Below are 22,429 nucleotides of genomic sequence, written 5' to 3' on the forward strand. Positions count from 1 at the left end.
CGGGCGCGCGTCGCGTTGCCGCCCCGCACCCCCGCTGCTAAGACTTAACGAGTCTTTCAGGCGCGAGTTTTCAGGCGCGAATTTTGCAGGCGCAGGTTTGCAACTTGAACGCAACCTGAACCTTGCACCTGATCGCGGGGGCCGGATGCGACACTCCGGGGGGAAGGCGCGCCGACATGGAAGTTTTTGTCCAGCAATTGATCAACGGCATCACGCTGGGATCGATCTACGGTTTGATCGCGATCGGCTACACCATGGTGTTCGGCATCATCGGCATGGTCAACTTCGCGCATGGCGACGTCTTCATGGTGTCGGCCTTCGTCGCGCTGATCACCGTGCTCGTGCTGTCGACGGTGCTCGGCATCTCCTCGATCTTCCTGACGCTGTTTGTCGTGCTGATCGTCGGGATGCTGATCACGTCGCTCCTGAGCTGGGCCATTGAGCGCGTCGCCTACCGGCCGCTGCGCGGCTCGTTCCGGCTCGCGCCGCTGATCTCCGCGATCGGCATGTCGATCTTCCTGATGAATTTCGTGCAGGTCGCGCAGGGTCCGCGCAACAAGTCGATCCCGCCGATGGTCACGGACGTGTTCGTCCTGATGGACAGCGGCAATTACACTGTCACCCTCTCCTACCGGCAATTGATCATCTGGGGCGTGACGGCGCTCCTCCTCGCCGCGTTCTGGTATCTGGTGGCAAAGACGCCGCTCGGCCGCGCGCAACGCGCCACCGAGCAGGATCCGAAGATGGCAGCCCTGCTCGGCGTCGATGTCGATCGCACGATCTCGCTGACCTTCGTGATCGGGGCCGCGCTCGCGGCGGTCGCCGGTACCATGTATCTCATGTATTACGGCGTGGTCAGTTTCGCCGACGGCTTCGTGCCGGGCATCAAGGCTTTCACCGCGGCGGTTCTCGGCGGTATCGGTTCGCTGCCGGGCGCGGTGATTGGCGGGCTCCTGATCGGGCTGATCGAAACCTTCTGGTCCGCCTATTTCTCGATCGACTACAAGGATGTCGCCGCGTTCTCGATCCTTGCGATCGTGCTGATCTTCCTGCCGCAAGGCCTGCTCGGCCGGCCCGAGGTCGAAAAGGTCTGACATGCCGGAGCCTGTGCCAGCGCGCGTCGACATTCAGCGCGCGATCCGCGAGGCGATCGTTGCCGGTCTGGTCGCATTCGGCATCCTGCTGCCGCTGATCGGCCTGCAGACCACCGTCAATATCCGCAACGAACTCGTCCTCAACCCGCGGCCCTACCTGTTGGCGGTGATGGTCGCCTTCGTGGTCGGCATCAGCCTCCTGATGTCGCTCGTGGTTCATCCGCTCGCGGCGCGGCGGGCCGCCGCTCGGACCGAGGGCGCCAGCATCAAAGCGGCCGAAACGCGCGCCAGGATCGCAAGGATCGCCGCGCCCTTCGCGCTCGGCTTCGCCTTCATGTTTCCGGTGATCGTAATCGCGTTCGGCGGCCTTGCGGGATCGGTCAAGTGGATCGACAATTTCGGCATCCAGATCCTGATTTACATCATGCTGGGGCTCGGGCTGAACATCGTGGTCGGCCTCGCGGGCCTCCTCGATCTCGGCTATGTCGCGTTTTACGCAGTCGGCGCCTATTCCTATGCGCTGCTTGCGAAAACCTTCGGCTTCTCGTTCTGGATGCTGCTGCCGCTCGCCGGCATTCTCGCCGCCTTCTGGGGCATCCTCCTGGGCTTTCCGGTGCTGCGATTGCGCGGCGATTATCTTGCGATCGTGACGCTCGCTTTCGGCGAGATCATCCGCCTCGTGCTGATCAACTGGGTCGACCTCACCGGCGGCTATGCCGGCATTTCCGGAATTCCGCGGCCGACCTTCTTCGGCATTCCGTTCAACGCCAATGACGACGGCTTCGCCGCGGTGTTCGGGCTTGAATTCTCGCCGGTCTACCGGACGATCTTTTTCTATTACCTGATCCTCTGCCTCGTGCTGCTCACCGCTTTCGTCACCTGGCGGCTGCGCAGACTGCCGATCGGCCGCGCCTGGGAGGCGCTGCGCGAGGACGAGATCGCCTGCCGGGCACTTGGCATCGACACCACCAAGACCAAGCTGTCCGCGTTCGCCATCGGCGCGATGTTCGGAGGCTTCGGCGGTTCGTTCTTCGCCGCGCGGCAAGGCTTCATCTCGCCCGAGAGCTTCACCTTCATGGAATCGGCGATGATCCTCGCCATCGTCGTGCTCGGCGGCATGGGAAGCCAGGCCGGCGTCGCGATCGCCGCCATCCTGATGATCGGCGGCACCGAATATCTGCGCGAACTGGACTTTCTGAAGAGCGTGTTCGGCAGCCAGTTCGATCCGACGCATTACCGCATGCTGCTGTTCGGCCTCGGCATGGTGCTGATCATGATCTGGAAGCCGCGCGGCCTGATCTCCACGCGCGATCCCACGGCGTTCCTGCACGAGAAGAAAACCATTGCCGCAAAATTCGTGAAGGAAGGCCGCGGATGAGCCTCGCGCACGATGTCCTGCGCGTCGAACACCTCACCATGCGCTTTGGTGGGCTGGTCGCGGTGCATGACCTCAGCTTCGTCGCGCGCCACGGCGAGATCACCGCGCTGATCGGGCCGAACGGCGCCGGCAAGACCACAGTGTTCAACTGCATCACCGGCTTCTACCGACCGACCGAGGGCCGCATCGCCCTGCAGAGCGGCGATCCATCGGTCTGGCAACACATCGACGCATTGACGGCGAGCCCGGCGCAAAGTCGCGTCCGCAGGAAGGGCGCGCTGTACCTCCTCGAGCGCATGCCGGACCATTCCGTCGCGCGGCAGGCACGGGTCGCGCGCACGTTCCAGAATATCCGGCTGTTCCGCGGCATGACCGTTCTGGAGAATCTCCTGGTCGCGCAGCACAACCCGCTGATGCGCGCATCCGGTTTCTCGATCTTCGGCATTCTCGGGCTGACGCCGTTCCGCAAGGCCGAGAGGTCCGCAATCGAGCGAGCGACGCAGTGGCTGGAGACCATCGGCCTGATCGATCGCGCCGACGATCCCGCGGGCGACCTGCCCTATGGAGATCAGCGCCGTCTCGAGATCGCGCGCGCCATGTGTACCGAGCCCGTACTGTTGTGTCTCGACGAGCCGGCCGCGGGTCTCAATCCACGCGAAAGCGCCGACCTGTCCGAACTGCTGATTTCGATCCGCGACCGGCACAAGACCGCGGTGCTTCTGATCGAGCACGACATGTCGGTGGTAATGCAGATTTCCGACCATGTTGTCGTGCTCGATTACGGCGAGAAAATCTCGGACGGCACCTGCGAGGAGGTGAAGAACGATCCGAACGTAATCGCCGCCTATCTCGGCGTCGAACAGGAAGAGGTGGAAACGGTCGCGACGGAGGTCGGGCTGTGACACCTCCGTCAAACCAATCGAGCGCCCCGCTCCTCTCCATCCGTGGCGTCACCACGAAATACGGCAACATCGTCGCGCTGCGCGGTGTCGATCTCGACGTTTATCCCGGCGAAATCGTTACCCTGATCGGCGCGAACGGCGCCGGCAAATCGACGCTCATGATGACGATTTTCGGCAATCCGCGGGCGTCGGAAGGCCGGATTCTGCTCGAAGGCCGCGACATCACCGACATGCCGACGCACGAGATTGCTCGCCTGGATATCGCGCAGTCGCCCGAGGGCCGGCGCATCTTCTCGCGCATGACGGTGATGGAAAATCTGCAGATGGGCGCGGAAGTCATCGGCAGCAAGCATTTCGCCGAAGACCTCGAGATGATCTTCACGATGTTTCCGCGCATCAAGCAGCGCATCAACCAGCGCGGCGGCACGTTGTCCGGCGGCGAACAGCAGATGCTCGCCATCGCGCGCGCATTGATGTCGCGCCCGCGCCTTCTCCTGCTCGACGAGCCATCGCTCGGCCTCGCGCCGCTAATCGTCAAGCAGATCTTCGACATCATCGCCGACCTGAACGAGCGCACCGGCCTCACCGTTCTCCTCGTCGAGCAGAACGCGTTTCATGCGCTGCGCCTCGCCGACCGCGGATACGTGATGGTGAACGGCGAGATCACCATGTCGGGCACCGGACGCGAATTGCTCGACAAGCCCGAAATTCGCGCCGCCTATCTCGAAGGCGGCCGCCGGGAGGCCGGCTAGCCATGCTCACGACCATCGGCCACCTCTTCTACGAGGAAGACTCGTTCTTCATCTTCGTTCTGGTCACGCTCATCCTTGGCGGCGGCGCGGCCTTCCTGTCTGGACGCGCCATCGCACTTACCTGGCGTCCGTGGTGGCAGGTCGCGGCGTACATGATCGTGCTGGGCGGTGCAGTGCGATTCTTTCATATGGCGCTATTCGGAGGGCACCTCCTCTCCCTGCATTACTACGTCGTGGATACCGCATTCTGTCTGCTGTTCGGGTTCTGCGGCTTCCGGATGACCCGCGCCGGGCAAATGGCCGAGCAATATGGCTGGCTTTATTCCCGCGCCGGATTGGTCAACTGGGCAAAAAAAAGGCCTGCGCCAAACGCCGCAGCCCAGAAATCCGGCTGACGTTGTCGCCGGTTTATCGTTAAATCCGGCATGCGGCGGGGCCGGACTCATTCGGCGCAAGCATCCCGCCAACGCATCACGAGGGAGCTTCGAATGAAACGGATCACCGCGCTCGGCGTCGCTGTCGGCCTCGCCGTCGCGCTGTCGGGCCAAATCTCGAATCCGGCCAACGCGCAGATAAAGTTTGGCGTCGCCGGCCCGCTCACGGGATCGAACGCCGCGTTCGGCGCGCAGTTGAAGAACGGGTTCGAACAGGCGATCGAGGACATCAACGCGGCCGGCGGCATCCAGGGTCAGAAGATCGTCCCCACGGTCGGCGATGACGTCGGCGACCCGAAGCAAGGCGTGTCGATCGCCAACAAGTTCTCGGCGGAAGGTGTGAAGTTCGTGGTCGGCCACTTCAATTCCGGCGTGACCATGCCGTCGTCCGAGGTCTACCAGGAGAACGGCATCGTCTCGATCACGCCGGCTTCCACCAATCCGCGCGTCACCGAACGCAATATGTGGAACGTGTTCCGCACCTGCGGACGCGACGACCAGCAGGGCGCGGTGGCAGCCGCCTATATCCTCAAGCACATGAAGGGCAAGAAGATTGCCGTAGTGCATGACAAGACCACCTACGGCCAGGGCCTCGCGGACGAAACCCGCAAGGCCATGAACAAGGGCGGCATGAAGGAAGTGCTCTACGAGGGCATCAACCTCGGCGACAAGGACTTCTCGGCGCTGGTGTCGAAGATCAAGGCGTCGGGCGCCGACCTCGTTTACTGGGGCGGCCTGCATACCGAAGGCGGCCTCCTGGTGCGCCAGATGCGCGACCAGGGCGTGAAGGCGCCGCTGTTCGGAGCCGACGGCATCACCTCCGACGAATTCGCCGCCATCGGCGGACCGGGCGTCGAAGGCACGCTGATGACGTTTGCTCCCGATCCCCGCAAGCGCCCGGAAGCGAAGGCCGTGATCGAGAAATTCCGCGCCAAGAAGTTCGAGCCGGAAGCCTACACGCTCTACAGCTACGCTGCCGTGCAGGTCATCAAGCAGGCGGCCGATGCGGCCAAGACCCTCGATCCGAAGAAGGTCGCCGCGCAGATCAAGTCCGGCCAGAAGTTCCAGACCGTGATCGGCGAACTGTCCTTCGACAAGAAGGGCGACATCACCCGGCCGGACTATGTCGTTTACGTCTGGAAGAAGGGCGCCGACGGCAAGATCACCTACGAGGAACTGCCGGCCAATATGCAGGGCTCGTAAGTCCGGGACGCATAAGATCAGGAAAGCCCGCCTTCTGGCGGGCTTTTCGCTTTTGAACGATCCCTGCATCGCCAGTGCACTCAGCGGCGCTGATATTTCGTGAAGACGAAGTTGCGGTCTTTTACGAGCGTGTGACAGGCGTGACAGGTATTCGCGAAGTCCGGACCGTCACCGAATGTCTTCCACGCTTCCGACGATCCGTCGGGCTTGAACGTGGCATAGCCCCAACCATCGGTTTGCGGAAATCGCTTTGAGTCCTTCATCATGAACGCGACCTCCGCGAGCGCGCCGGGCACGAAAGCGCCATAGGCCGAGAGCGGGTCTCGCGCCTTCTGCCACTCGATCTTGGCCATCATCGCGCCGTCGGGAATGGATTGTCCGTTGGCTGGAATGCCGGCCTTGTATGCGCGGATCATTGCGGGATTACCGAGGATCACCTTGATGCAACCGGGCGCCGGTGAGGTGCCGCATCCGGTGGCGTCATCCGGCAGGCTCGAGGCAATCGCCTGCCAGGTTTCGTAATCCCTGAATTCGGAGAACGAGATGCCGTTTGGCGCCGTGAGGTTGAAGCGGTCCTGCTGCGCGACCGCCAGACCACCGGCGAGAACCGACGCCGAGATAAATACCGCCGGCGCGATGTGCGTGCGCTTCATTTCGGTGTCTCCTTCGATGCACGGTGAATAGCGCTGCCGATCCCCCCTGTCCCCTGCTGCCGTTGCCGCTGTCCGGAGGTCCTCAGGAACCGGCGACGTCGATGACCGCCTTCACGAAGGCGCTCGGATCCTCCTGAGGCAGGTTATGCCCAATGCCTCCCTCGATGTGCCGATGCGCGTAGCGTCCCGTGAACTTCTTCCTGTATGACGCGGGATCCGGGTGCGGCGCGCCGTTGGCATCGCCTTCGAGAGTAATGGTTGGGACGCTGATCGTCGGACCTGCGGAGAGCTGCCTCTCCAGTTCATCGTATTTCCGCTCGCCATCGGCGAGGCCAAGACGCCAGCGATAATTGTGAATGACGATATCGACGTGATCGGGATTATCGAACGCTGCGGCGCTGCGCGCATACGTCGCCTCGTCGAAATTCCATCGGGGTGAGGCGAGCTGCCAGATCAGCTTGTTGAAGTCGCCCCGGTTTTTCTCATATCCGATCCGGCCGCGCTCCGTGGCGAAATAGAACTGGTACCACCACTCCAGCTCCGCCCTGGGCGGCAACGGCATCTTTCCGGCTTCCTGATTGCCGATCAGATAGCCGCTGACGGCGACGAGCGCCCTGACGCGCTCCGGCCAGAGCGCAGCAACTATGTCCGCCGACCGCGCACCCCAATCGAAGCCGGCGACGACCGGCCGCTCGATCCGCAATGCATTCATGAAATCGATCACGTCGACCGCAAGCGCAGACGGCTGACCGTTGCGGACGGTGTCGCCGGACAGAAAGCGGGTGGCGCCGTAGCCGCGCAGATAGGGAACGAAAACGCGGTGCCCGGCGGCCGCCAGCATCGGCGCTACGTCGGCGAAGCTGTGTATATCGTAGGGCCAGCCATGCAGGAGAATGACGGGAGAGCCGTCGGCCGGGCCCTGTTCGACATATGCGACGTTCAGCAGACCGGCGTCGGTCTGCTTCAGCGGCCCGAACGACTGGCCCGTGCCGGGCCTGATTGCCGGCTGCACCGGACTGGCCGATTGAGCGCTTGCCGGCGCTGACGGCCCAAGTTGCACGAGAGTGGCCGCTGCCGCCACGCCGCCGATCAAACGGCGGCGACGAAGGTCGATCACATCCGGACCGGTGTTCATGGCACTCTCCGGGTTCGATTGTCGCAAAGGTCAATTGTCGTAAAGACTGTCCAGCCCGGACGGCGCGCCAGGCGATCGGCGACGCGCGCGCCCATCGATGGGCGACCGGAGGACTATCGCGGAGGCCGGGATCATCCACCACTCACAATGCCGGGAACCGGGAACCGGCATTGCTGCCCTTCATTCCCGGGGCAAATCACTCTACACCCCTCCTCCCATGCCCGATTTCTCTCCACAGCAGGACGAAGCACTCCGCGCGGTATCCGCCTGGCTGAAAGCCAAACCCGGCACCGGGAACACGCCGCAGGTGTTCCGGCTGTTCGGCTATGCCGGAACCGGCAAGACCACGCTCGCGCGCCATCTCGCCGAAAGCGTCGATGGCAGGGTGTCCTACGCGGCCTTCACCGGAAAGGCCGCGCTGGTGATGCGCGCCAAGGGCTGCGCCGGCGCCTCCACCATCCACTCGCTGATCTACAAGACGCGCGAGAGCGGCGAAGAGACGCCCAGCTTCGAATTGTGGGACGATGCGCCTGCCTCCAAGGCCAAGCTGATCGTGATCGACGAATGCTCGATGGTCGATGCCGAACTCGGCCGTGATCTGCTCTCCTTCGGCATTCCTCTGCTCGTGCTCGGCGACCCGGCGCAGCTTCCGCCGATCCAGGGCGCGGGCTTCTTCACCGAGGCCGAGCCGGACGCGATGCTGACCGAAGTCCACCGGCAGGCGCAGGACGATCCGATCGTGCGGCTCTCGATGATGGCGCGCGAAGGCCTGCGGCTCGAGCCCGGCCGCTATGGCGAGACCGAAGTGGTCATGCGCAGCGACTTCGATCCCGATCGCGTGCAGGAGGCGGACCAGATCCTCGTCGGCCGCAACAACACCCGCCGCGCCTACAACACGCGGCTGCGCGAACGGCTCGGCCGCGAGGAAGGCCTGCCGGTCGCCTCCGACAAGCTCGTCTGCCTGCGCAACAATCGCAAGAAGGGCCTGTTCAACGGCGGTCTGTGGACGGTGAAGGAGCGCGCCGTCGGAAAATCCGGCGGCATCATCACGATGCGCATCGCACCGGATGCCGATCTGTCCGGCTCCGCGCTTGGCGTGAAGGGCATCAAGGTCTCGGTGCGGCGCGAATGCTTCCTCGGCGGCATCGAGGATTACGACTGGCCGCAGCGCAAGAAATACGACGAGTTCGATTACGGCTATGTGCTCACCGTGCACAAGGCCCAGGGATCGCAATGGGACGACGTCGTTCTGTTTGACGAGAGCTTCGCCTTCCCCGACAGCCGCGCGCGCTGGCTCTATACCGGCATCACCCGCGCGGCTAAGAAACTGACGATAGTCGTCTCATGAGCGAGGCTTCGCGTCACGGACTACCGGTTGATGACGCTGGTCTGCTTAGGGAACGGATATATTGCTGGCAAACGCTGGCAGGAAGAGCCCGACGCTTTCAGCACAAAGAATGGTGACTTTCTCTTCGTTCGTCCACGCGACAATGGCGAGCCCGACGAGGAGATCGCCGCAAGCCCGAGCGGCTGGTTCGCGTGGCTTGATGCGGCCGGCGCGCTGGGCGTGCGCATCGCCTATGCCCCACGCGAAACTGATCGGAACCGGGTCTGGATGATGAACGGCGTCGTCCAGCGGCGGAAGTGATCTCCGGACAATCAAAGCGAATACTGGATTAGCTATCTCGCCTCTCCGGAGGACCACCGCCAAACGGTGCCTGACTTCACACCGTTTCCGGTTTTTCCTTCTGCGGATGGTTTTCGCGATCCATCCCTGTTCGGGGCATGGCTGCGGGCAGTGGCCGCTTGGCCTGCCACGTATGTTCGCAGATCGTACCAGCGCGCGATGGCGCTTCATGCAAGGCGCGGTCAACCGCTGCCGAGCAAGACCTGGAGAGACCGGCGGCGGCGCAAACAAGTCTAAAACGCGGCTTGTTGAAAGCGGAATGTTGATCCGCGCGGCAGATAAGCTGACCGTCGTGGTGTCGCAGCGCCAATCACGCCGCCTTGCGCCACAGCAGCTTCGAGGCGATCGCGGCGCCTTCCGCAAGCGCGCGCAGCTTGCCCCACTGGATCGACGGATGAACCCGGCGTCCGAACACGCCCTGTGCAAACCCGCAATCGGTCGACGCGATCACCCGTTCGCGGCCGACCAGATTGGCAAGGCGCGTGATGCGCTCGGCCACGAGTTCGGGATGCTCGATCACATTCGTGCAGTGACTGACGATGCCGGGCAGCAGCACCTTGCCGTCGGGCAGCTTCACCGTTTCCCACACGCGCCATTCGTGTTCGTGACGCGGGTTGGCCATCTCCAGCGAATACCCGCCGGCATTCACACGCAGCACCAGATCGACGATGTCTTTCAAAGCCACGTCGTTGGAATGCGGTCCGTTCCAGCTGCCCCAGCAGACATGGTACCGGATCCTGTCCGATGGCAGGCCCTTCAGCGCATGGTTGAGCGCTTCGACGCGCAGCTCAGCCCATTTACGGTACGCCGCGAAACCGTCGCGCGGTGCGATGACGTCGTAATAGCTTGCCAGAAATGCGTCATCGATCTGCACGTCGAGACCGGACTCGATGATCGTCTTGTATTCGACGCGCAATGCATCCGCGACCGCGAACAGGAATTCCTCATCGCTCTTGTAATATTCGTCCGTTCGCGAGGGCGCGGCGCTCGCGGGCGCAACGACCGAAAGAAAACCGGTTACGCCCGGGGTCCGGTCGAGCGCGCGCTTTAACCTTGCGATATCGGCTTTGACGGCATCGTCCCTGTAGGAGATCGGCCCGACGATGGCGATGATGCCGATATTCTCGAGGCTCTTGCCGAGGCCCGCGCGTCCATACGACTTCTCATATTCCTGGTAGAATTCCTTGTAGTCCTGCCGGTCCTTGCCCACCGCTGCTGCGCGGCTGACGGAGTCCGGCGCAGGCCTGCGCTCGAAGCCTGCAAGTCGCTCGACGACGTAATGCGACCAGCTTGTGAGCTTTGGGAACTCGCCATCGCTGACGATGTCGACACCGGCGGCGGCCTGATCGCGCACCACGTCGTCGACCGCGCCTTGAAGCACGCCGGCAAGATCGCTCTCACGGATTTCGCCGCTGCGAAAACGCTCGACCTCCGACAGCAGCGACTCCGGCCGGGCCAGGCTGCCCACATGCGTCGTCAGAATCCGGTCGGATGATCGCATCGTCTCGCTCCCTTGATATTTTCATTCAGGACTAGACGGCAGCGACTTCGGTTTCAACCCCACGGTCGGACTCCATGCCGCCTGCGACCGGCTGCCGTGCGGCTTACGGGGAACGCGCCAGCAACCGAAGACAGCGCATCAAGACCGCGCGGTCCTTTCGCGGGATCCTGTCTTCGATCGCGCGCTCGACGCGCGCGTCGCGGAGGATGACGCTGTCAAGCAGCGCCGCGCCCTTTCGCGCGAGAAAGAGCTGAAACGCGCGCCTGTCCTCGGGTGACGGCCGGCGCTTCAGCAGCGCACGACGCACCAGCCGCGCGACCATCTCGGCGACCGTATTGCGATCCATGAACAGCAGAGCCGACAATTCGTTCTGGTTGATCCCCGGACGTTGATAGACAGCGATGAGCGCCGCCTTCTGCCGCGGCGTGATAGCCTCCTCCGCAAACTCCTTCGCGAATATCTCTTCGGCCGCGAAATGGGCGCGCCGCAGAAGATGAGAGATAACATTCTCGAGCCGGAATTCGTCCAGCGCCTTGCGCGCGGGCGCAGAGAGCGCGTTTACGGCATTGCCATCAGCATCGGATGACGATGTCCTCGCCACACGACTGGCGCGCTTTTGTGCCGACAGCCTTTTGTTCTTGCCCATGACGTCAGTGCTTATTGCGTTGTGCTTATGGCGGCAACCGCGCTGTTGTCGCGCGCCTGCCCACATCCCTGCCCTCGCTTGACACCCTGAAACGCGTTCCATACGCTTAATGCACGTATACGTACAATTTGCGCGGTCCGGGACGCAGCGCCGCGGTCCGGCCGGCAACATCCTGGGAGTTCAGCATGCGCCTGTCCCGCCGTACGTTCCTGCAAGGCAGCGCCGCCTGCGCGCTGCTCCCCGCTTCCGCATCCGCACAGTCCGGCACCGCGCGCATTTATGTCGGATTCCCCGCCGGCGGCACGCTCGACATCATCGCCCGCCGCATCGCAGAGAAGATCCGCAGCACCTATACAGACCCGGTCATCGTCGAGGGCCGGATCGGCGCGGGAGGACGCATCGCGATTGAAGCGACGAAGACTGCAGCTCCCGACGGGCTCAGCATCGTGCTGTCGCCGTCGTCGCCCATCGTCATTTTCCCGCATGTCTATCGCAAGCTCTCCTACGACCCGGTCGCCGATCTCGCGCCCGTCACACCGGTCTGCTCGAACGCGCAGGCTTTTACGGTGGGCCCTGGCGTACCGGACAGCGTGCGCAACCTCGCCCAGTTCGTCGACTGGGCGCGCAAGAACAAGACCTTTTACGCCACGCCGGCCGCGGGCTCGATCATGCATTTCCAGGGCATGGTCTTTTCCAACAAAGCAGGGCTCGACATGACGCATGCGCCTTATCGCGGCATGGCGCCGATCATCCCCGATCTGTTGAGCGGCACGATGGCAACCTCGATGGCGGTCATGGGCGACGTGCTGCCGCACATCGCGGATCGCAAGCTTCGTCCTCTCGCCGTCACCAGTGCTCAGCGGTCGCGCTTCCTGCCGGACGTGCCGACATTCGCAGAACTCGGCTATGGCGAGGTCACCGGCATCGACTGGTACGGGCTGTTCGTGCCGGCCAAGACGCCCGTGCCGGTGATCGACAAGCTCCGTGAAGCGACCCACGCTGCGATGAAGGACCCGTCATTCGGCGAGGCGCTGACGCAGATGGGCTTCGACACCTACGCGCTCTCCTCGACCGAACTTGCAGCGCGGATCAAGTCCGAGACCGAATACTGGGGCCCGATCGCAAAGGCATCGGGCTTCATCATCGACGGCTGACCGGCGCGCCGAAGCGACGGCGGGCTAACGCGCGTCGCGCTTCGCCTGCGCAACCGCTTGCGCCTTGCGCAGGCGCCCACGCTCCATCGGGTTGAGCAACTGTTGACGCTTCTGACTCTGCTTGTTGCGCATGCCGGTGTGCGCCTGCCGGCTGTTGAATGCCGCCCCGCCGTTCTCGGCCTTCGCCTCTTTCATGGCCAGCGCGCGTTGCGCGCTTTCGACATGGGCGATCGATGCGCGCATGCGACGGCGGCGTTCGGTTTCGCTGTTCAGCCGGCGCACGGCCATCGCCAGCACGGCGAGCTTCGCCTTGGACCCTTCATCCGCCTTTGACGCCGTCGCACCTTTCGGCGCGGCCTTGCCGCGCATTTCGCGCCGCCGCTGATTGGCCTGGGTCTTTGCCCGGTCGCGACGCTCTCGCACGAGCTTCACCAGTTGCGAAAGGTCCTGGTCGGACAATTGCTGAAGCGCCGGGTGATGTGACTTCTGCACGAGGTCGCGTTCATCGGCATCGAGTGCACGCGCTTCGGCCTTTGCGGTCATCGCCATGTCTGCCTCCCATTTTTATGCGGACGCTCGCCGTCGTCCGCTCGCAGTCTAACGGGAGAGACGCAACGCTTCACCACGCACAAGCAGCAATCACGCGCGATGCCATGATTGTGACCGGGCGATCCTTTTGCCCGATCGTGCCGGTCGCCGGATCGAAACACTTCAATTCCCTCCGCGCGAGAGGATACGCGCGATCTCGCGCTGGCGGCGCACCCGTCGTCCGAGCATCAGGACTTCTACGAGGATGAAAAACGCACCGTCGGGGTGAAAAGGAATTCACATGACACGCGAGCAGTTAAGACCCGCTCTTTCAGACACGTGCGCGCGCCCTATCCGATGCGTCCGAGCGCCGGAAACATCTCCAGCAGCCAAAAACTCATCGTCGTGATGGTGCCGGTGAGAAACATGATCCCGGTCAGAACAAGCAGGCCGCCCATCGCCATCTCGACCTTCTGCATGTGCGAGCGGAAACGCGACAGGAACGCCGCGAACGGCTCGGCCGCAAAGGCCGCGAGCACGAACGGGATGCCGAGCCCGAGCGAATAGATCGCGAGCAGGCCCGCGCCCTTCGCCACGGTCCCCTCCGAAGCCGCGACCGCAAGGATCGCCGCGAGAATCGGTCCGATGCAGGGCGTCCAGCCGAAGGCGAAAGCGAGCCCCATTGCATAGGCGCCCCACAATCCGATCGGCTTTGCCATGCCGAGCCGCTTCTCCCGCAGCAGAAAGTCGATCCGCGTCAGCCCAAGGAAGTGCAGGCCCATGATGATGATGGCGATGCCCGCAACGGTCGCCAGCACGTCGGAATAGGCGCGCAGGACGCTGCCGATCAGCGTGGCGCTGGCGCCGAGCGCGATAAACACGGTCGAGAAGCCCGCCACGAACAGGCAGGCCGCGATGACCGTCTCGCGCCGCACCTGCGGCTCCGATTCCGCATCGGCGAAGCGTTCGAGCGAGGTGCCCGCGAGGTAGACGAGATACGGGGGAACCAACGGCAGAACGCAGGGCGACAGGAAGCTGATCAGACCCGCGATCAGGGCCGCGAAGATGGAGACGTCCGGCATGGGGCTGTCATGCCTGCCGTCCTGCGACGACGCAAGCGCTGCGGCATCCCCTCGCCAGGATGTGACCGGCACGATGGATTTCGCCGGCTTTACGACTACAGTCCCAGAATCTCCGCTTATTCCGCGAAAGCGGGAATCCGGTGTCCCTGGCTCCGGGTCCCTGCCGTCGCGGGGACAAGCGAAAAACTGCGGACGTGAAACATTGCGCAATCTCATCACCGATGTTGCCGGCCTCAAGGTCGGCCATGCCGACGATCCGGCGCTCGGCTCCGGCACCAGCGCGGTCATATTCGACGAACCTGCGGTCGCGTCGGTGGACCTGCGCGGCGGCGGCCCCGGCTCGCGCGAAACCGAATTGCTGGCCGCCCATTCGACGGTCGAGCGCGTGGACGCGATCGTGCTGTCGGGCGGCTCCGCCTTCGGGCTCGATGCGACATCGGGTGTGCAGGGCTGGCTGCATGAGCAGGGCCGCGGCTTTGCAATTGGTCCCGCGCGCGTGCCAATCGTGCCGGGCGCGATCGTGTTCGATCTTCTCTCCGGCGGGGACAAGCGATGGGGCCGGTTCTCTCCGTATCGCGATCTCGGCTATCAGGCCGCGGTCGCAGCCTCGGCCGATTTCGCGCTGGGCAGCGCCGGCGGCGGTCTCGGCGCAACCACCGCCACTCTCAAGGGCGGCATCGGCTCCGCCTCCGCAAAGACCGCAGACGGCGTCACGGTCGGGGCGCTGGTCATCGTCAATGCGGTCGGCAATGTCACGATCGGCGACGGTCCGCATTTCTGGGCGGCGCCATTCGAGCAGAACAACGAATTCGGCGGCCGTGGCTGGCCGACGACATTCGGTCCGGACGCGCTCGCGATCCGCACCAAGGGCGGACCGCGCGAAGCCACGACCATTGCACTCGTCGCAACCGACGCGGTCCTGACCAAGGCTCAGTGTCACCGGCTCGCCGTGATGGCTCAGACCGGCTGTGCGCGCGCGATCTATCCGGTGCATACGCCGCTCGACGGCGACATCGTGTTCGCGGCCGCGACTGGAAAGAAGCCGCTGCCCGATCCTCTATTCGCGCTCACTGCACTCGGATCGCTGGCCGCCAATGTCCTTGCGCGTGCGATTGCACGCGGCGTTTACGAGGCGACGGCGCTGCCGTTCGACGGCGCCTTGCCGGCATGGCGCGACAAGTTCGCCTAAAATTCGAGAGGTAAACCATTCCGTCAATACGATTGAACCGGCATCTTTTGTCGCGGTTCTTTACCGGGCAATAATGATGGCCGGGAATGTGATCATGTCGGCGAATGTGCGTAACGCTCTGCCCGGCTTTCTGCGCGGGCAACAACCCGGCGCTTCAGGCGTCAGCGACGCGGTCTATTTACCCGAGCGCCGCGAGTTGCGGGTGACGTTCAAGTCCGGTCGCACCTTTGCGTATAGCGATGTTCCGCAGGCCATCTACGACGCGTATCTCGCGTCGCCGTCGAAAGGCGCCTTCTTCAACATCGCGATCCGCGGACGCTTCCAGTTTCACGAACTGACACCGTTCGAACCGGCCACGCGGCACTAGCGCGCAAAACGCTCTGCGCTGTAGGGCTGCGGATCGGTGAACGGCGCTTCGCCAGTGATCATTTCGGCAATCAGCCGTCCGGTCACCGGGCCAAGGGTCAGTCCCCAATGAGCATGCCCGTAATCGAGCCAGAGCCCGGATTGCCCTGGTGCGGGACCGATCACCGGCTTCGAATCCGGGAAGCAGGGCCGCCGCCCCATCCAGGGCTCGGCCTCGACCGGCTCGCCGAGCGGAAACAGTCCGCGCGCCTTCGACATCAGGCGATCGAACTGCACCGGCGTCGGCGGCGCATCGCGCGATGCGAATTCCGCGCCCGTCGTCAGGCGAAGCCCCTGCTCCATCGGCACGACCGCATAACCGACCTCCGCATCGAGCACCGGACGGTTCAGTCCCTTGTTGCCATCCGGCCTGTAATGCCGGTGATAGCCGCGCTTCACCTCAAGCGGCAGATAGATCCCAAGCGGCTCGAGCAGATCCGGCGCCCAGGGACCAAGCGCCACCACCGCGACCGGCGCATCGACCGGCCCTTCCGAGGTGTCGACGCGCCACCGTCCATCGGTCTTGTGCAGCGAACGTGCGTCGCCGGTCAGCGACACGCCTCCGAGTGATCTGAACAGCTCGGCATAAGCACGCGTCACGCCGAGCGGATTGCTGACGCTGGCAGCCTGCGGCCAGAAGATGCCACGCTCGAACACCGGCGACAGACCGGGCTCCAGCGCCATCGACCCGTTCAGGTCGAGCGGTTCGAAGGCGATGCCGGCTGCAGCGATAGCATCGAGGTCCGTCTTGGCCTCGTCGAATGCGCGCGTCGAGCGATAGACTTTCAGCCAGCCATTGGTTCGCAAATAGCGCTCGGAATTGGACTCGCGCATCAGCTTTTCGTGCTCGGCGATCGAGGCTGCAAATAGCGGACGCATCTGCTCGGCGAAGTCGAACATCGCTTCGGTCGTCGAATGACGCAGATACGCGAATAGCCAGGGCGCAAGCTTCGGCAGATAGGACAGATGGTAGTTCGCTTCCGGCGCCTGCTTGAATGCGATCTTCAGCAGGGCCGACGGCTTCAGCGGAAACGGGTAGGGAAAATAGGTGTTGCCCTCGATGATCCCGGCATTGCCGTAGGAGGTCTCTTCGCCGGGCGCACGGCGGTCCACCAGCGCCACCGACAATCCACGCCTGGCGAGATGAAGAGCCGCAGACACGCCGACCATGCCGGCGCCAAGAACGATTGCATCGGTACGAGCCATGGAGTCCTCAAAACGCCGACGGAGATCGCGTCTCCGCAATTCACGGGATGAATGACACAGATATATGGATTACGCGACGCCCGTGCAGTATCACGCGCCATGCCCATTTTCGACGCAGGCGTTGTCGCATCAAGCCTTGTCGCATCAAGCCTTGGAGCTCTGTCCTGGCTCGGGCGGCAAGGCACCCGCGCGCTTGCACTCTCAGTCTTCGTCGGGATCGCGCTGCCGCTGCTCGCGGCTGTCTTCAAGCATGTCTTCCTGGAGGCTCTGCTGGCGTTGCTGACGCTGGCCTTCCTGCGCGTCGATCCGGCGAGCCTGCTGAAACAGTTCCGCCGCCCCGGTCTCGTGATTGCGGCAAGCCTGTGGACCCTGATCGCGGTGCCGGCGCTGATGTGCGGCGTAGCGCTTGCGTTCGGCCTCCCGGTCGCCTCCGAGGCCCTGTTCCTTGCGCTGGTGCTTCAGGCTGTCGCCCCGCCCATCATCGGCAGTCCGGCGCTCGCGGCGCTGATGGGGCTCGATGCAGCGCTGTCCCTCGCGACGCTGATCGTTGCCACCGCGTCCACCCCACTCACGGTGCCGTTGCTGGCCTCGCTGTTCGCCGGCCCGGCGCTGGAGATCTCGCCGTTCTGGCTCGGCATCAAACTTCTCGCGATGCTCGCCGGAACCGCGATCGTCGCCTATGCGGTCCGCCGCGCCAAGGGTGCGGATTGGGTGGCGCGCCACAGCGGGCCGATCGATGGGCTGTCGGTCATCGTGCTGTTCGTGTTTGCGATCGGTCTGATGGATGGTGTCGGCAGACATATCCTGACGCAGCCGCTGCTGGTCGGCGCGCTGACGCTGTTCGTCTATGCGCTTTCGATGGTGCTGATCGTGATGACCTGCGTGATTTTCCACAAGGCGGGCCGCTCCTCCGCTCTGGCGCTCGGACTGGCGGTCGGGAGCCGCAATATGGGCCTGATGGTCGGGGCCGCCGGAAGCGCAGTCCCGGAACTGACCTGGCTGTATTTCGCGGTCGCGCAATTCCCGATCTACACGTTGCCGCATGCCTTGCGGCCGCTCATTCACCGGTGGATCGAGCCGCGCATTTTGCCGCCCGGGACGAGCGGTGTAAGACGGGGCGCCGACCAATGACCGAGCAACGCATGTCACGCCCCCTCCTCATCGCACCCTCCATTCTCGCGTCCGACTTCTCAAAGCTGGGCGAGGAAGTGCGCGCCGTCGATGCCGCCGGAGCCGACTGGATCCATCTCGACGTGATGGACGGGCATTTTGTGCCCAACATCACCTTCGGTCCGGATGCGATAAAGGCGATGCGTCCTTATTCGAGCAAGATTTTCGACGTGCATCTGATGATCGCACCGGCCGATCCGCATCTGGAGGCCTTCGCCAAGGCGGGTTCCGACATCATCACGGTGCATGTGGAGGCAGGTCCGCATCTGCACCGTTCGCTGCAGACGATCCGCTCGCTCGGCAAGAAGGCCGGCGTCACGATGAATCCCGGCACACCGGAAAATACCATCGAGCATGTGCTCGACCTCGTGGATCTCGTACTGGTCATGTCGGTCAATCCGGGATTTGGCGGACAGGCCTTCATTCCGGCCGCGATCGAAAAGGTCGCCCGGATCCGTGCGATGATCGGCAACCGTCCGATTGACATCGAAGTCGATGGCGGGATCACCGCCGAAACCGCGCCCAAAGTCACCGCCGCCGGTGCGAATGTGCTGGTGGCAGGCTCCGCCGTGTTCAAGGGCGGCGCGGCGGCTTATCGCAGCAACATTGCGGCAATCCGTCACGCCGGGGCGCTCGCGCGCGGCGAAGCGGCGTGATCGCACCCACTCATGCGCTGACACTGCTCGGCGACAAGCTTCAGCCGGGCGAGCGTGTTCTCTACGCAGTCCGGCCCGATATCTGGGTCACCATTCGCAACAAGCTGTTCCTGCTGTGGATCGGCATTCCCTGGTGCGCCGGCACGCTCAGCCTGTATTTTGCGGGACGCGCATCACCACTGGTTGCGCTGCCATTGGCCCTGATCGGCATCGCGATGGTGGCGGCCCCGATCATCATGGCAATCGATACCCGTTACACGATCTACGCCGTTACCGACCGCCGCGCGCTGATCGTGCATGACGGCTTTCGCGCCGACGTGGTGAGTTGTCCGTTCGAGCGGATGGATGCGACGCTCGAAATCCTGGCACCCGCCGGCAAAGGCGGGCATCTCTATTTTGCCTCGGGAATGCCAACGAAGCTCCGCGATGTGGATTATACAGGGAAACTCGCCTTCCGCGATCTGGCCGAGCCAAACGAGGCGGCCGAACGGCTGGAGGCTGCACGCAAGGGCCTCTAAGGGCCTATGATACCCCCCGAATCGAATGCTTACCGAATGTTCCGGACTTCCGACATGAAGCAGATCGCATTGGCGGCATGCCTGATGGCCATATTCGCAACGGCAGCGGATGCTGCGAACAAACGCGCCGAAGCCCGGCTGCAAGCGCTCGATCCGACCACCCGGCTGGAGCAGGTTTGCGCGATGGAAGCGATGTCGCGGGTCGGCAAGGATCCCAATCCGCACCGTCCGGACCGTGCGATCATCTACGCCCTGGCCGCGCCGGTCGTCCGTGGCGACACCATGAAAGGCGATGGTGGCGCGTTCCGGAGCAAGGGCAAGTGGTATCGCTATTCATTCAACTGCCAGGCGGCCGCCGACCACATGTCGGTTTCCTCCTTCAGCTACAAGATCGGCGATCCGATCCCCGAGGACCAGTGGGAAACCTACGGCCTCTATTGAGGCGCCGCACGCTGTGAAAAGCCCCGCCGGGGCGGCCGGACGGGGTTTGCCGCGACACGGCCCTGTGTTACGCGACGGCGCAACCTGACCCCGATTGCCGCGTCCTAAACCGCGCTCCAAACCGCGCCGATGAGCTGCCGATGATCCCCCGCTACAGCCGCCCGGAAATGGCCGCCATCTGGTCGCCGGAGCAGAAATTCCGCATCTGGTTCGAGATCGAATCGCATGCCGCCGATGCCATGGCGGAACTCGGCCAGATCCCGAAGGAAGCCGCTGCGATCATCCGCGCGAAGGGCAGCGCCGCGAACTTCAATGTCGAGCGGATCGACGCCATCGAGGCCGAGGTCAAGCATGACGTCATCGCCTTCCTGACCCACCTGGCGGAATTCGTCGGACCGGAAGCGCGCTTTGTGCACCAGGGCATGACGTCCTCGGACGTGCTCGACACCTGCCTGAACGTGCAGCTCGTGCGCGCGACCGACATCCTGATTGCGGATGTCGACAAGGTGCTGGCGGCCCTGAAGCGCCGCGCCTTCGAACACAAGCTGACGCCGACCATCGGCCGCTCGCACGGCATCCACGCCGAGCCTGTGACCTTCGGGCTCAAGCTGGCTCAGGCCTACGCCGAATTCACCCGCGGCAGGGCGCGCCTCGTGGCCGCCCGCAAGGAGATCGCCACCTGCGCCATTTCCGGCGCGGTCGGCACCTTCGCGCAGATTGATCCGCGCGTGGAGGCCCATGTCGCCAAGGCGATGGGGCTGGAGATCGAGCCGGTTTCGACACAGGTGATCCCGCGCGACCGTCACGCAATGTATTTCGCCACCCTCGCCGTCATTGCCTCCTCGATGGAGCGGGTGGCGATCGAGATCCGGCATCTGCAGCGCACCGAGGTTCTGGAAGCCGAGGAGTTCTTCTCGCAGGGCCAGAAGGGCTCGTCGGCGATGCCGCACAAGCGCAATCCGGTTCTCACCGAGAATATCACCGGCCTCGCCCGCATGGTGCGGGCCTACGCCCTCCCCGCGATGGAAAACGTGGCGCTCTGGCACGAGCGCGACATCTCGCATTCCTCGGTCGAGCGTATGATCGGACCGGACGCGACCGTGACGCTCGACTTCGCGCTCAATCGTCTGGCCGGCGTGATCGACAAGCTCGTCGTCTATCCGGAAAACATGCAGAAGAATCTGGACCGGCTCGGCGGCCTCGTTCATTCGCAGCGCGTGCTGATTGCCCTGACCAACAAGGGCGTATCACGCGAGGACGCATACCGCATCGTGCAGGACAGCGCGATGAAGGTCTGGCGCGGCGAAGGCGACTTCCTGGCATTCCTTAAAGCCGACCCGCGCGTAACGTCAAAGATGAGCACGGCGGAGATCGAGGAGAATTTCGACCTCGGCTATCACTTCAAGCACGTCGATACGATCTTCAAGCGCGTGTTCGGCGACGCCTGATCCGGCACGACGCCGCGTTCAACCCGCCTCCGTGGTGCGGATGTCGATCTCGGACGTCAGCGTGCGGTGGACCGGACACTTGTCGGCGATCTCCAGCAGACGCTTGCGCTGGTCGGTGTCGAGATTTCCGGTCAGCGTCAGAACGCGGTCGATCCGGTCGACCTTGCCTTCCTTTGTCTCGCAATTTTCGCAATCCGCAGCGTGAATGCGGGAATGCTTGAGCGCCACCGATACGCGCTCAAGCGGCAATCCCTTCCCGTCGGCATAGAGGCGCAGCGTCATGGACGTGCAGGCGCCGAGGCCGGCGAGCACCAGATCGTAAGGATTCGGCCCTGAATCGGCGCCGCCCTGCGCGACCGGCTCGTCCGCGGTCAGCACATGGCGCCCGGCGCGGATGGTCTGCTGAAACTTGCCTTGCCGCGTCTCGGTGACCGTTACCTCGTCGGGGCTCGCTTCAACCTGATCAGGGGATATCGGCACGTCGAGATAGCGCTCCGCCCAGGCGGCGACGACGTTTGCGACATAGGCGGCATCGGCCTTCCCGCTCAGGAGATGATCGGCGCCCGCGAGCGATACGAAACTCTTCGGATGCCGTGCAGCAACGAAGATGGCGGTCGCATTCTCGATGCCGACGGTCGCATCCGTCGGCGAGTGAAACACCAGCAGCGCCTTGCGCAGCGTCTTGATCCGTTCGACCTGCTTCTGCGTCTGGATGTCATCCAGAAACTCCCGCCTGATCCGGAACGGCCGTCCGCCGAGCGAGACTTCGAGTTCGCCGGCGTCGCGGATCGTATCGACGTGCTCGCGAAACTGGTGCGTCACATGAGCGGGATCGAATGGCGCCGCGATGGTCACGACCGCGCGGGCTTCCGGTATCGATTCCGCTGCCGCGAGGATCGCCGCTCCCCCGAGGCTGTGGCCGATCAGGAGAGCCGGAGCGCGACCTTGCTCGCGCATGTGGTCCGCGGCCGCAACCAGATCGCCGATATTCGAGGAGAAGGTCGTGTTGGCGAATTCGCCCTCGCTCGAGCCAAGACCGGTGAAATCGAAGCGCAGCACGGCGATCCCGAGCGCCGTCAGGCCGGCTGCGATCCGCTTCGCCGCGTGGATGTCCTTGCCGCAGGTGAAGCAATGGGCAAACAGGGCATAGGCTCGCGGCGCTCCAACCGGGAGATCGAGCAAGGCGGAGAGGCGCTCGCCGCGCGCATTGGGAAAGTCGAAGCGTTCAGCCGGCATCGCACACTCCG

24 protein-coding genes are annotated in these 22,429 nt (G+C 63.9%); 16 read left to right on the forward strand and 8 right to left on the reverse strand.

Going from position 1 to position 22,429, the window contains the following annotated elements; all coding sequences use genetic code 11:
• Nucleotides 1-176: 176 nt before the first annotated feature.
• The 6 genes from VNZ93_RS11455 (at nt 177) to VNZ93_RS11480 (ending at nt 5,763) form a co-directional block, all read left to right on the forward strand.
• Entirely contained in the window at nt 177-1,094 is a 918-nt protein-coding gene (locus VNZ93_RS11455) for an ABC transporter permease subunit (RefSeq protein WP_325704544.1), read from the forward strand.
• Nucleotide 1,095: 1 nt separating this feature from the next.
• The gene (gene livM / locus VNZ93_RS11460; protein ID WP_325704546.1) at nt 1,096-2,472 is read left to right on the forward strand and encodes a high-affinity branched-chain amino acid ABC transporter permease LivM; all 1,377 of its coding nucleotides are present in this window, start codon (nt 1,096-1,098) and stop codon (nt 2,470-2,472) included.
• Nucleotides 2,469-3,374, forward strand: coding sequence for an ABC transporter ATP-binding protein (locus VNZ93_RS11465; protein WP_325704548.1), 906 nt, complete (start codon nt 2,469-2,471; stop codon nt 3,372-3,374). Before livM ends, VNZ93_RS11465 begins: the two co-directional genes overlap by 4 nt.
• Nucleotides 3,371-4,126 carry an ABC transporter ATP-binding protein gene (locus tag VNZ93_RS11470; protein WP_325704551.1) on the forward strand — a complete coding sequence of 252 codons (756 nt, stop codon included), beginning with the start codon at nt 3,371-3,373 and terminating at the stop codon, nt 4,124-4,126. The genes VNZ93_RS11465 and VNZ93_RS11470 overlap by 4 nt, the downstream gene beginning before the upstream one ends.
• Before the next feature lie 2 nt (nt 4,127-4,128).
• Nucleotides 4,129-4,521, forward strand: a complete 393-nt coding sequence (locus VNZ93_RS11475; protein ID WP_414710056.1) for a DUF6867 family protein — start codon at nt 4,129-4,131, stop codon at nt 4,519-4,521.
• Nucleotides 4,522-4,614: 93 nt separating this feature from the next.
• On the forward strand, nt 4,615-5,763 hold the full coding sequence (locus tag VNZ93_RS11480; RefSeq protein ID WP_325704554.1) for a branched-chain amino acid ABC transporter substrate-binding protein: 1,149 nt from the start codon (nt 4,615-4,617) through the stop codon (nt 5,761-5,763).
• An 80-nt stretch (nt 5,764-5,843) separates the two neighbouring features.
• Here the strand turns inward: VNZ93_RS11480 and VNZ93_RS11485 are convergent, their stop codons facing one another.
• Nucleotides 5,844-6,416 (reverse strand): cytochrome P460 family protein, encoded by a 573-nt coding sequence (locus VNZ93_RS11485; RefSeq protein WP_325704557.1) that lies wholly within the window; start codon nt 6,414-6,416, stop codon nt 5,844-5,846.
• Between the two features lie 82 nt (nt 6,417-6,498).
• Nucleotides 6,499-7,551: an alpha/beta hydrolase gene (locus VNZ93_RS11490; protein ID WP_325704560.1), complete on the reverse strand. Its 1,053-nt coding sequence runs from the start codon at nt 7,549-7,551 to the stop codon at nt 6,499-6,501.
• A gap of 217 nt (nt 7,552-7,768) precedes the next feature.
• On the opposite strand from VNZ93_RS11490, the gene VNZ93_RS11495 reads away from it, so the two are divergent.
• Complete coding sequence (locus tag VNZ93_RS11495; RefSeq protein ID WP_325704563.1) at nt 7,769-8,899, forward strand: ATP-dependent DNA helicase; 1,131 nt, start codon at nt 7,769-7,771, stop codon at nt 8,897-8,899.
• A 27-nt stretch (nt 8,900-8,926) separates the two neighbouring features.
• Nucleotides 8,927-9,199, forward strand: coding sequence for a hypothetical protein (locus VNZ93_RS11500; RefSeq protein ID WP_325704566.1), 273 nt, complete (start codon nt 8,927-8,929; stop codon nt 9,197-9,199).
• A 349-nt stretch (nt 9,200-9,548) separates the two neighbouring features.
• On the opposite strand, the gene VNZ93_RS11505 is transcribed toward VNZ93_RS11500, so the two are convergent.
• Together VNZ93_RS11505 and VNZ93_RS11510 are read right to left on the reverse strand one after the other, a co-directional pair.
• Nucleotides 9,549-10,739, reverse strand: a complete 1,191-nt coding sequence (locus tag VNZ93_RS11505; RefSeq protein ID WP_325704569.1) for a cobalamin-independent methionine synthase II family protein — start codon at nt 10,737-10,739, stop codon at nt 9,549-9,551.
• 103 nt (nt 10,740-10,842) lie between these two features.
• On the reverse strand, nt 10,843-11,385 hold the full coding sequence (locus VNZ93_RS11510) for a MarR family winged helix-turn-helix transcriptional regulator (protein ID WP_325704573.1): 543 nt from the start codon (nt 11,383-11,385) through the stop codon (nt 10,843-10,845).
• A 185-nt stretch (nt 11,386-11,570) separates the two neighbouring features.
• On the opposite strand from VNZ93_RS11510, the gene VNZ93_RS11515 reads away from it, so the two are divergent.
• A complete protein-coding gene (locus tag VNZ93_RS11515; RefSeq protein ID WP_325704576.1) occupies nt 11,571-12,539 on the forward strand; it encodes a tripartite tricarboxylate transporter substrate-binding protein in 969 nt (322 codons plus the stop codon).
• Nucleotides 12,540-12,563: 24 nt separating this feature from the next.
• On the opposite strand, the gene VNZ93_RS11520 is transcribed toward VNZ93_RS11515, so the two are convergent.
• Nucleotides 12,564-13,088 (reverse strand): hypothetical protein, encoded by a 525-nt coding sequence (locus tag VNZ93_RS11520; protein WP_325704579.1) that lies wholly within the window; start codon nt 13,086-13,088, stop codon nt 12,564-12,566.
• 329 nt (nt 13,089-13,417) lie between these two features.
• Nucleotides 13,418-14,149 (reverse strand): cytochrome c biogenesis CcdA family protein, encoded by a 732-nt coding sequence (locus VNZ93_RS11525; RefSeq protein WP_325704582.1) that lies wholly within the window; start codon nt 14,147-14,149, stop codon nt 13,418-13,420.
• Between the two features lie 202 nt (nt 14,150-14,351).
• Between VNZ93_RS11525 and VNZ93_RS11530 the strand changes: the two genes are divergently transcribed.
• Nucleotides 14,352-15,338 carry a P1 family peptidase gene (locus VNZ93_RS11530; RefSeq protein ID WP_325704585.1) on the forward strand — a complete coding sequence of 329 codons (987 nt, stop codon included), beginning with the start codon at nt 14,352-14,354 and terminating at the stop codon, nt 15,336-15,338.
• A gap of 94 nt (nt 15,339-15,432) precedes the next feature.
• Nucleotides 15,433-15,705 (forward strand): KTSC domain-containing protein, encoded by a 273-nt coding sequence (locus tag VNZ93_RS11535; protein WP_325704588.1) that lies wholly within the window; start codon nt 15,433-15,435, stop codon nt 15,703-15,705.
• Here VNZ93_RS11535 and VNZ93_RS11540 read toward each other — a convergent pair.
• Nucleotides 15,702-16,949 carry an FAD-dependent oxidoreductase gene (locus tag VNZ93_RS11540; protein WP_325704591.1) on the reverse strand — a complete coding sequence of 416 codons (1,248 nt, stop codon included), beginning with the start codon at nt 16,947-16,949 and terminating at the stop codon, nt 15,702-15,704. The genes VNZ93_RS11535 and VNZ93_RS11540 overlap by 4 nt on opposite strands.
• A gap of 99 nt (nt 16,950-17,048) precedes the next feature.
• On the opposite strand from VNZ93_RS11540, the gene VNZ93_RS11545 reads away from it, so the two are divergent.
• The 5 genes from VNZ93_RS11545 (at nt 17,049) to purB (ending at nt 21,182) form a co-directional block, all read left to right on the forward strand.
• A complete protein-coding gene (locus VNZ93_RS11545; RefSeq protein ID WP_325704594.1) occupies nt 17,049-18,080 on the forward strand; it encodes a Na+-dependent transporter in 1,032 nt (343 codons plus the stop codon).
• A gap of 11 nt (nt 18,081-18,091) precedes the next feature.
• A complete protein-coding gene (rpe, locus tag VNZ93_RS11550) occupies nt 18,092-18,775 on the forward strand; it encodes a ribulose-phosphate 3-epimerase (RefSeq protein ID WP_325704597.1) in 684 nt (227 codons plus the stop codon).
• Nucleotides 18,772-19,293: a hypothetical protein gene (locus VNZ93_RS11555; RefSeq protein ID WP_325704600.1), complete on the forward strand. Its 522-nt coding sequence runs from the start codon at nt 18,772-18,774 to the stop codon at nt 19,291-19,293. The genes rpe and VNZ93_RS11555 overlap by 4 nt, the downstream gene beginning before the upstream one ends.
• Nucleotides 19,294-19,329: 36 nt before the next feature.
• The gene (locus VNZ93_RS11560) at nt 19,330-19,734 is read left to right on the forward strand and encodes a DUF930 domain-containing protein (RefSeq protein WP_325704602.1); all 405 of its coding nucleotides are present in this window, start codon (nt 19,330-19,332) and stop codon (nt 19,732-19,734) included.
• A 140-nt stretch (nt 19,735-19,874) separates the two neighbouring features.
• Nucleotides 19,875-21,182 (forward strand): adenylosuccinate lyase, encoded by a 1,308-nt coding sequence (purB, locus tag VNZ93_RS11565; RefSeq protein ID WP_325704605.1) that lies wholly within the window; start codon nt 19,875-19,877, stop codon nt 21,180-21,182.
• Between the two features lie 18 nt (nt 21,183-21,200).
• Here purB and VNZ93_RS11570 read toward each other — a convergent pair whose 3' ends face one another.
• Nucleotides 21,201-22,418, reverse strand: a complete 1,218-nt coding sequence (locus tag VNZ93_RS11570; RefSeq protein ID WP_325704608.1) for a bifunctional alpha/beta hydrolase/OsmC family protein — start codon at nt 22,416-22,418, stop codon at nt 21,201-21,203.
• Nucleotides 22,419-22,429: the final 11 nt, after the last annotated feature.

Origin of the sequence: Pseudorhodoplanes sp. (assembly GCF_035565795.1) — a bacterium.
GTDB lineage: Bacteria > Pseudomonadota > Alphaproteobacteria > Rhizobiales > Xanthobacteraceae > Pseudorhodoplanes.

Bases quoted from the DNA above. Each gene is read 5' to 3' on its own strand.
- VNZ93_RS11455 (WP_325704544.1), top strand. From the start codon at position 177: ATGGAAGTTTTTGTCCAGCAATTGATCAACGGCATCACGCTGGGATCG.
- livM (WP_325704546.1), top strand. From the start codon at position 1,096: ATGCCGGAGCCTGTGCCAGCGCGCGTCGACATTCAGCGCGCGATCCGC.
- VNZ93_RS11465 (WP_325704548.1), top strand. From the start codon at position 2,469: ATGAGCCTCGCGCACGATGTCCTGCGCGTCGAACACCTCACCATGCGC.
- VNZ93_RS11475 (WP_414710056.1), top strand. From the start codon at position 4,129: ATGCTCACGACCATCGGCCACCTCTTCTACGAGGAAGACTCGTTCTTC.
- VNZ93_RS11480 (WP_325704554.1), top strand. From the start codon at position 4,615: ATGAAACGGATCACCGCGCTCGGCGTCGCTGTCGGCCTCGCCGTCGCG.
- VNZ93_RS11485 (WP_325704557.1), bottom strand. From the start codon at position 6,416: ATGAAGCGCACGCACATCGCGCCGGCGGTATTTATCTCGGCGTCGGTT.
- VNZ93_RS11490 (WP_325704560.1), bottom strand. From the start codon at position 7,551: ATGAACACCGGTCCGGATGTGATCGACCTTCGTCGCCGCCGTTTGATC.
- VNZ93_RS11495 (WP_325704563.1), top strand. From the start codon at position 7,769: ATGCCCGATTTCTCTCCACAGCAGGACGAAGCACTCCGCGCGGTATCC.
- VNZ93_RS11505 (WP_325704569.1), bottom strand. From the start codon at position 10,739: ATGCGATCATCCGACCGGATTCTGACGACGCATGTGGGCAGCCTGGCC.
- VNZ93_RS11510 (WP_325704573.1), bottom strand. From the start codon at position 11,385: ATGGGCAAGAACAAAAGGCTGTCGGCACAAAAGCGCGCCAGTCGTGTG.
- VNZ93_RS11515 (WP_325704576.1), top strand. From the start codon at position 11,571: ATGCGCCTGTCCCGCCGTACGTTCCTGCAAGGCAGCGCCGCCTGCGCG.
- VNZ93_RS11520 (WP_325704579.1), bottom strand. From the start codon at position 13,088: ATGGCGATGACCGCAAAGGCCGAAGCGCGTGCACTCGATGCCGATGAA.
- VNZ93_RS11525 (WP_325704582.1), bottom strand. From the start codon at position 14,149: ATGCCGGACGTCTCCATCTTCGCGGCCCTGATCGCGGGTCTGATCAGC.
- VNZ93_RS11535 (WP_325704588.1), top strand. From the start codon at position 15,433: ATGTCGGCGAATGTGCGTAACGCTCTGCCCGGCTTTCTGCGCGGGCAA.
- VNZ93_RS11540 (WP_325704591.1), bottom strand. From the start codon at position 16,949: ATGGCTCGTACCGATGCAATCGTTCTTGGCGCCGGCATGGTCGGCGTG.
- VNZ93_RS11545 (WP_325704594.1), top strand. From the start codon at position 17,049: ATGCCCATTTTCGACGCAGGCGTTGTCGCATCAAGCCTTGTCGCATCA.
- rpe (WP_325704597.1), top strand. From the start codon at position 18,092: ATGTCACGCCCCCTCCTCATCGCACCCTCCATTCTCGCGTCCGACTTC.
- VNZ93_RS11560 (WP_325704602.1), top strand. From the start codon at position 19,330: ATGTTCCGGACTTCCGACATGAAGCAGATCGCATTGGCGGCATGCCTG.
- purB (WP_325704605.1), top strand. From the start codon at position 19,875: ATGATCCCCCGCTACAGCCGCCCGGAAATGGCCGCCATCTGGTCGCCG.
- VNZ93_RS11570 (WP_325704608.1), bottom strand. From the start codon at position 22,418: ATGCCGGCTGAACGCTTCGACTTTCCCAATGCGCGCGGCGAGCGCCTC.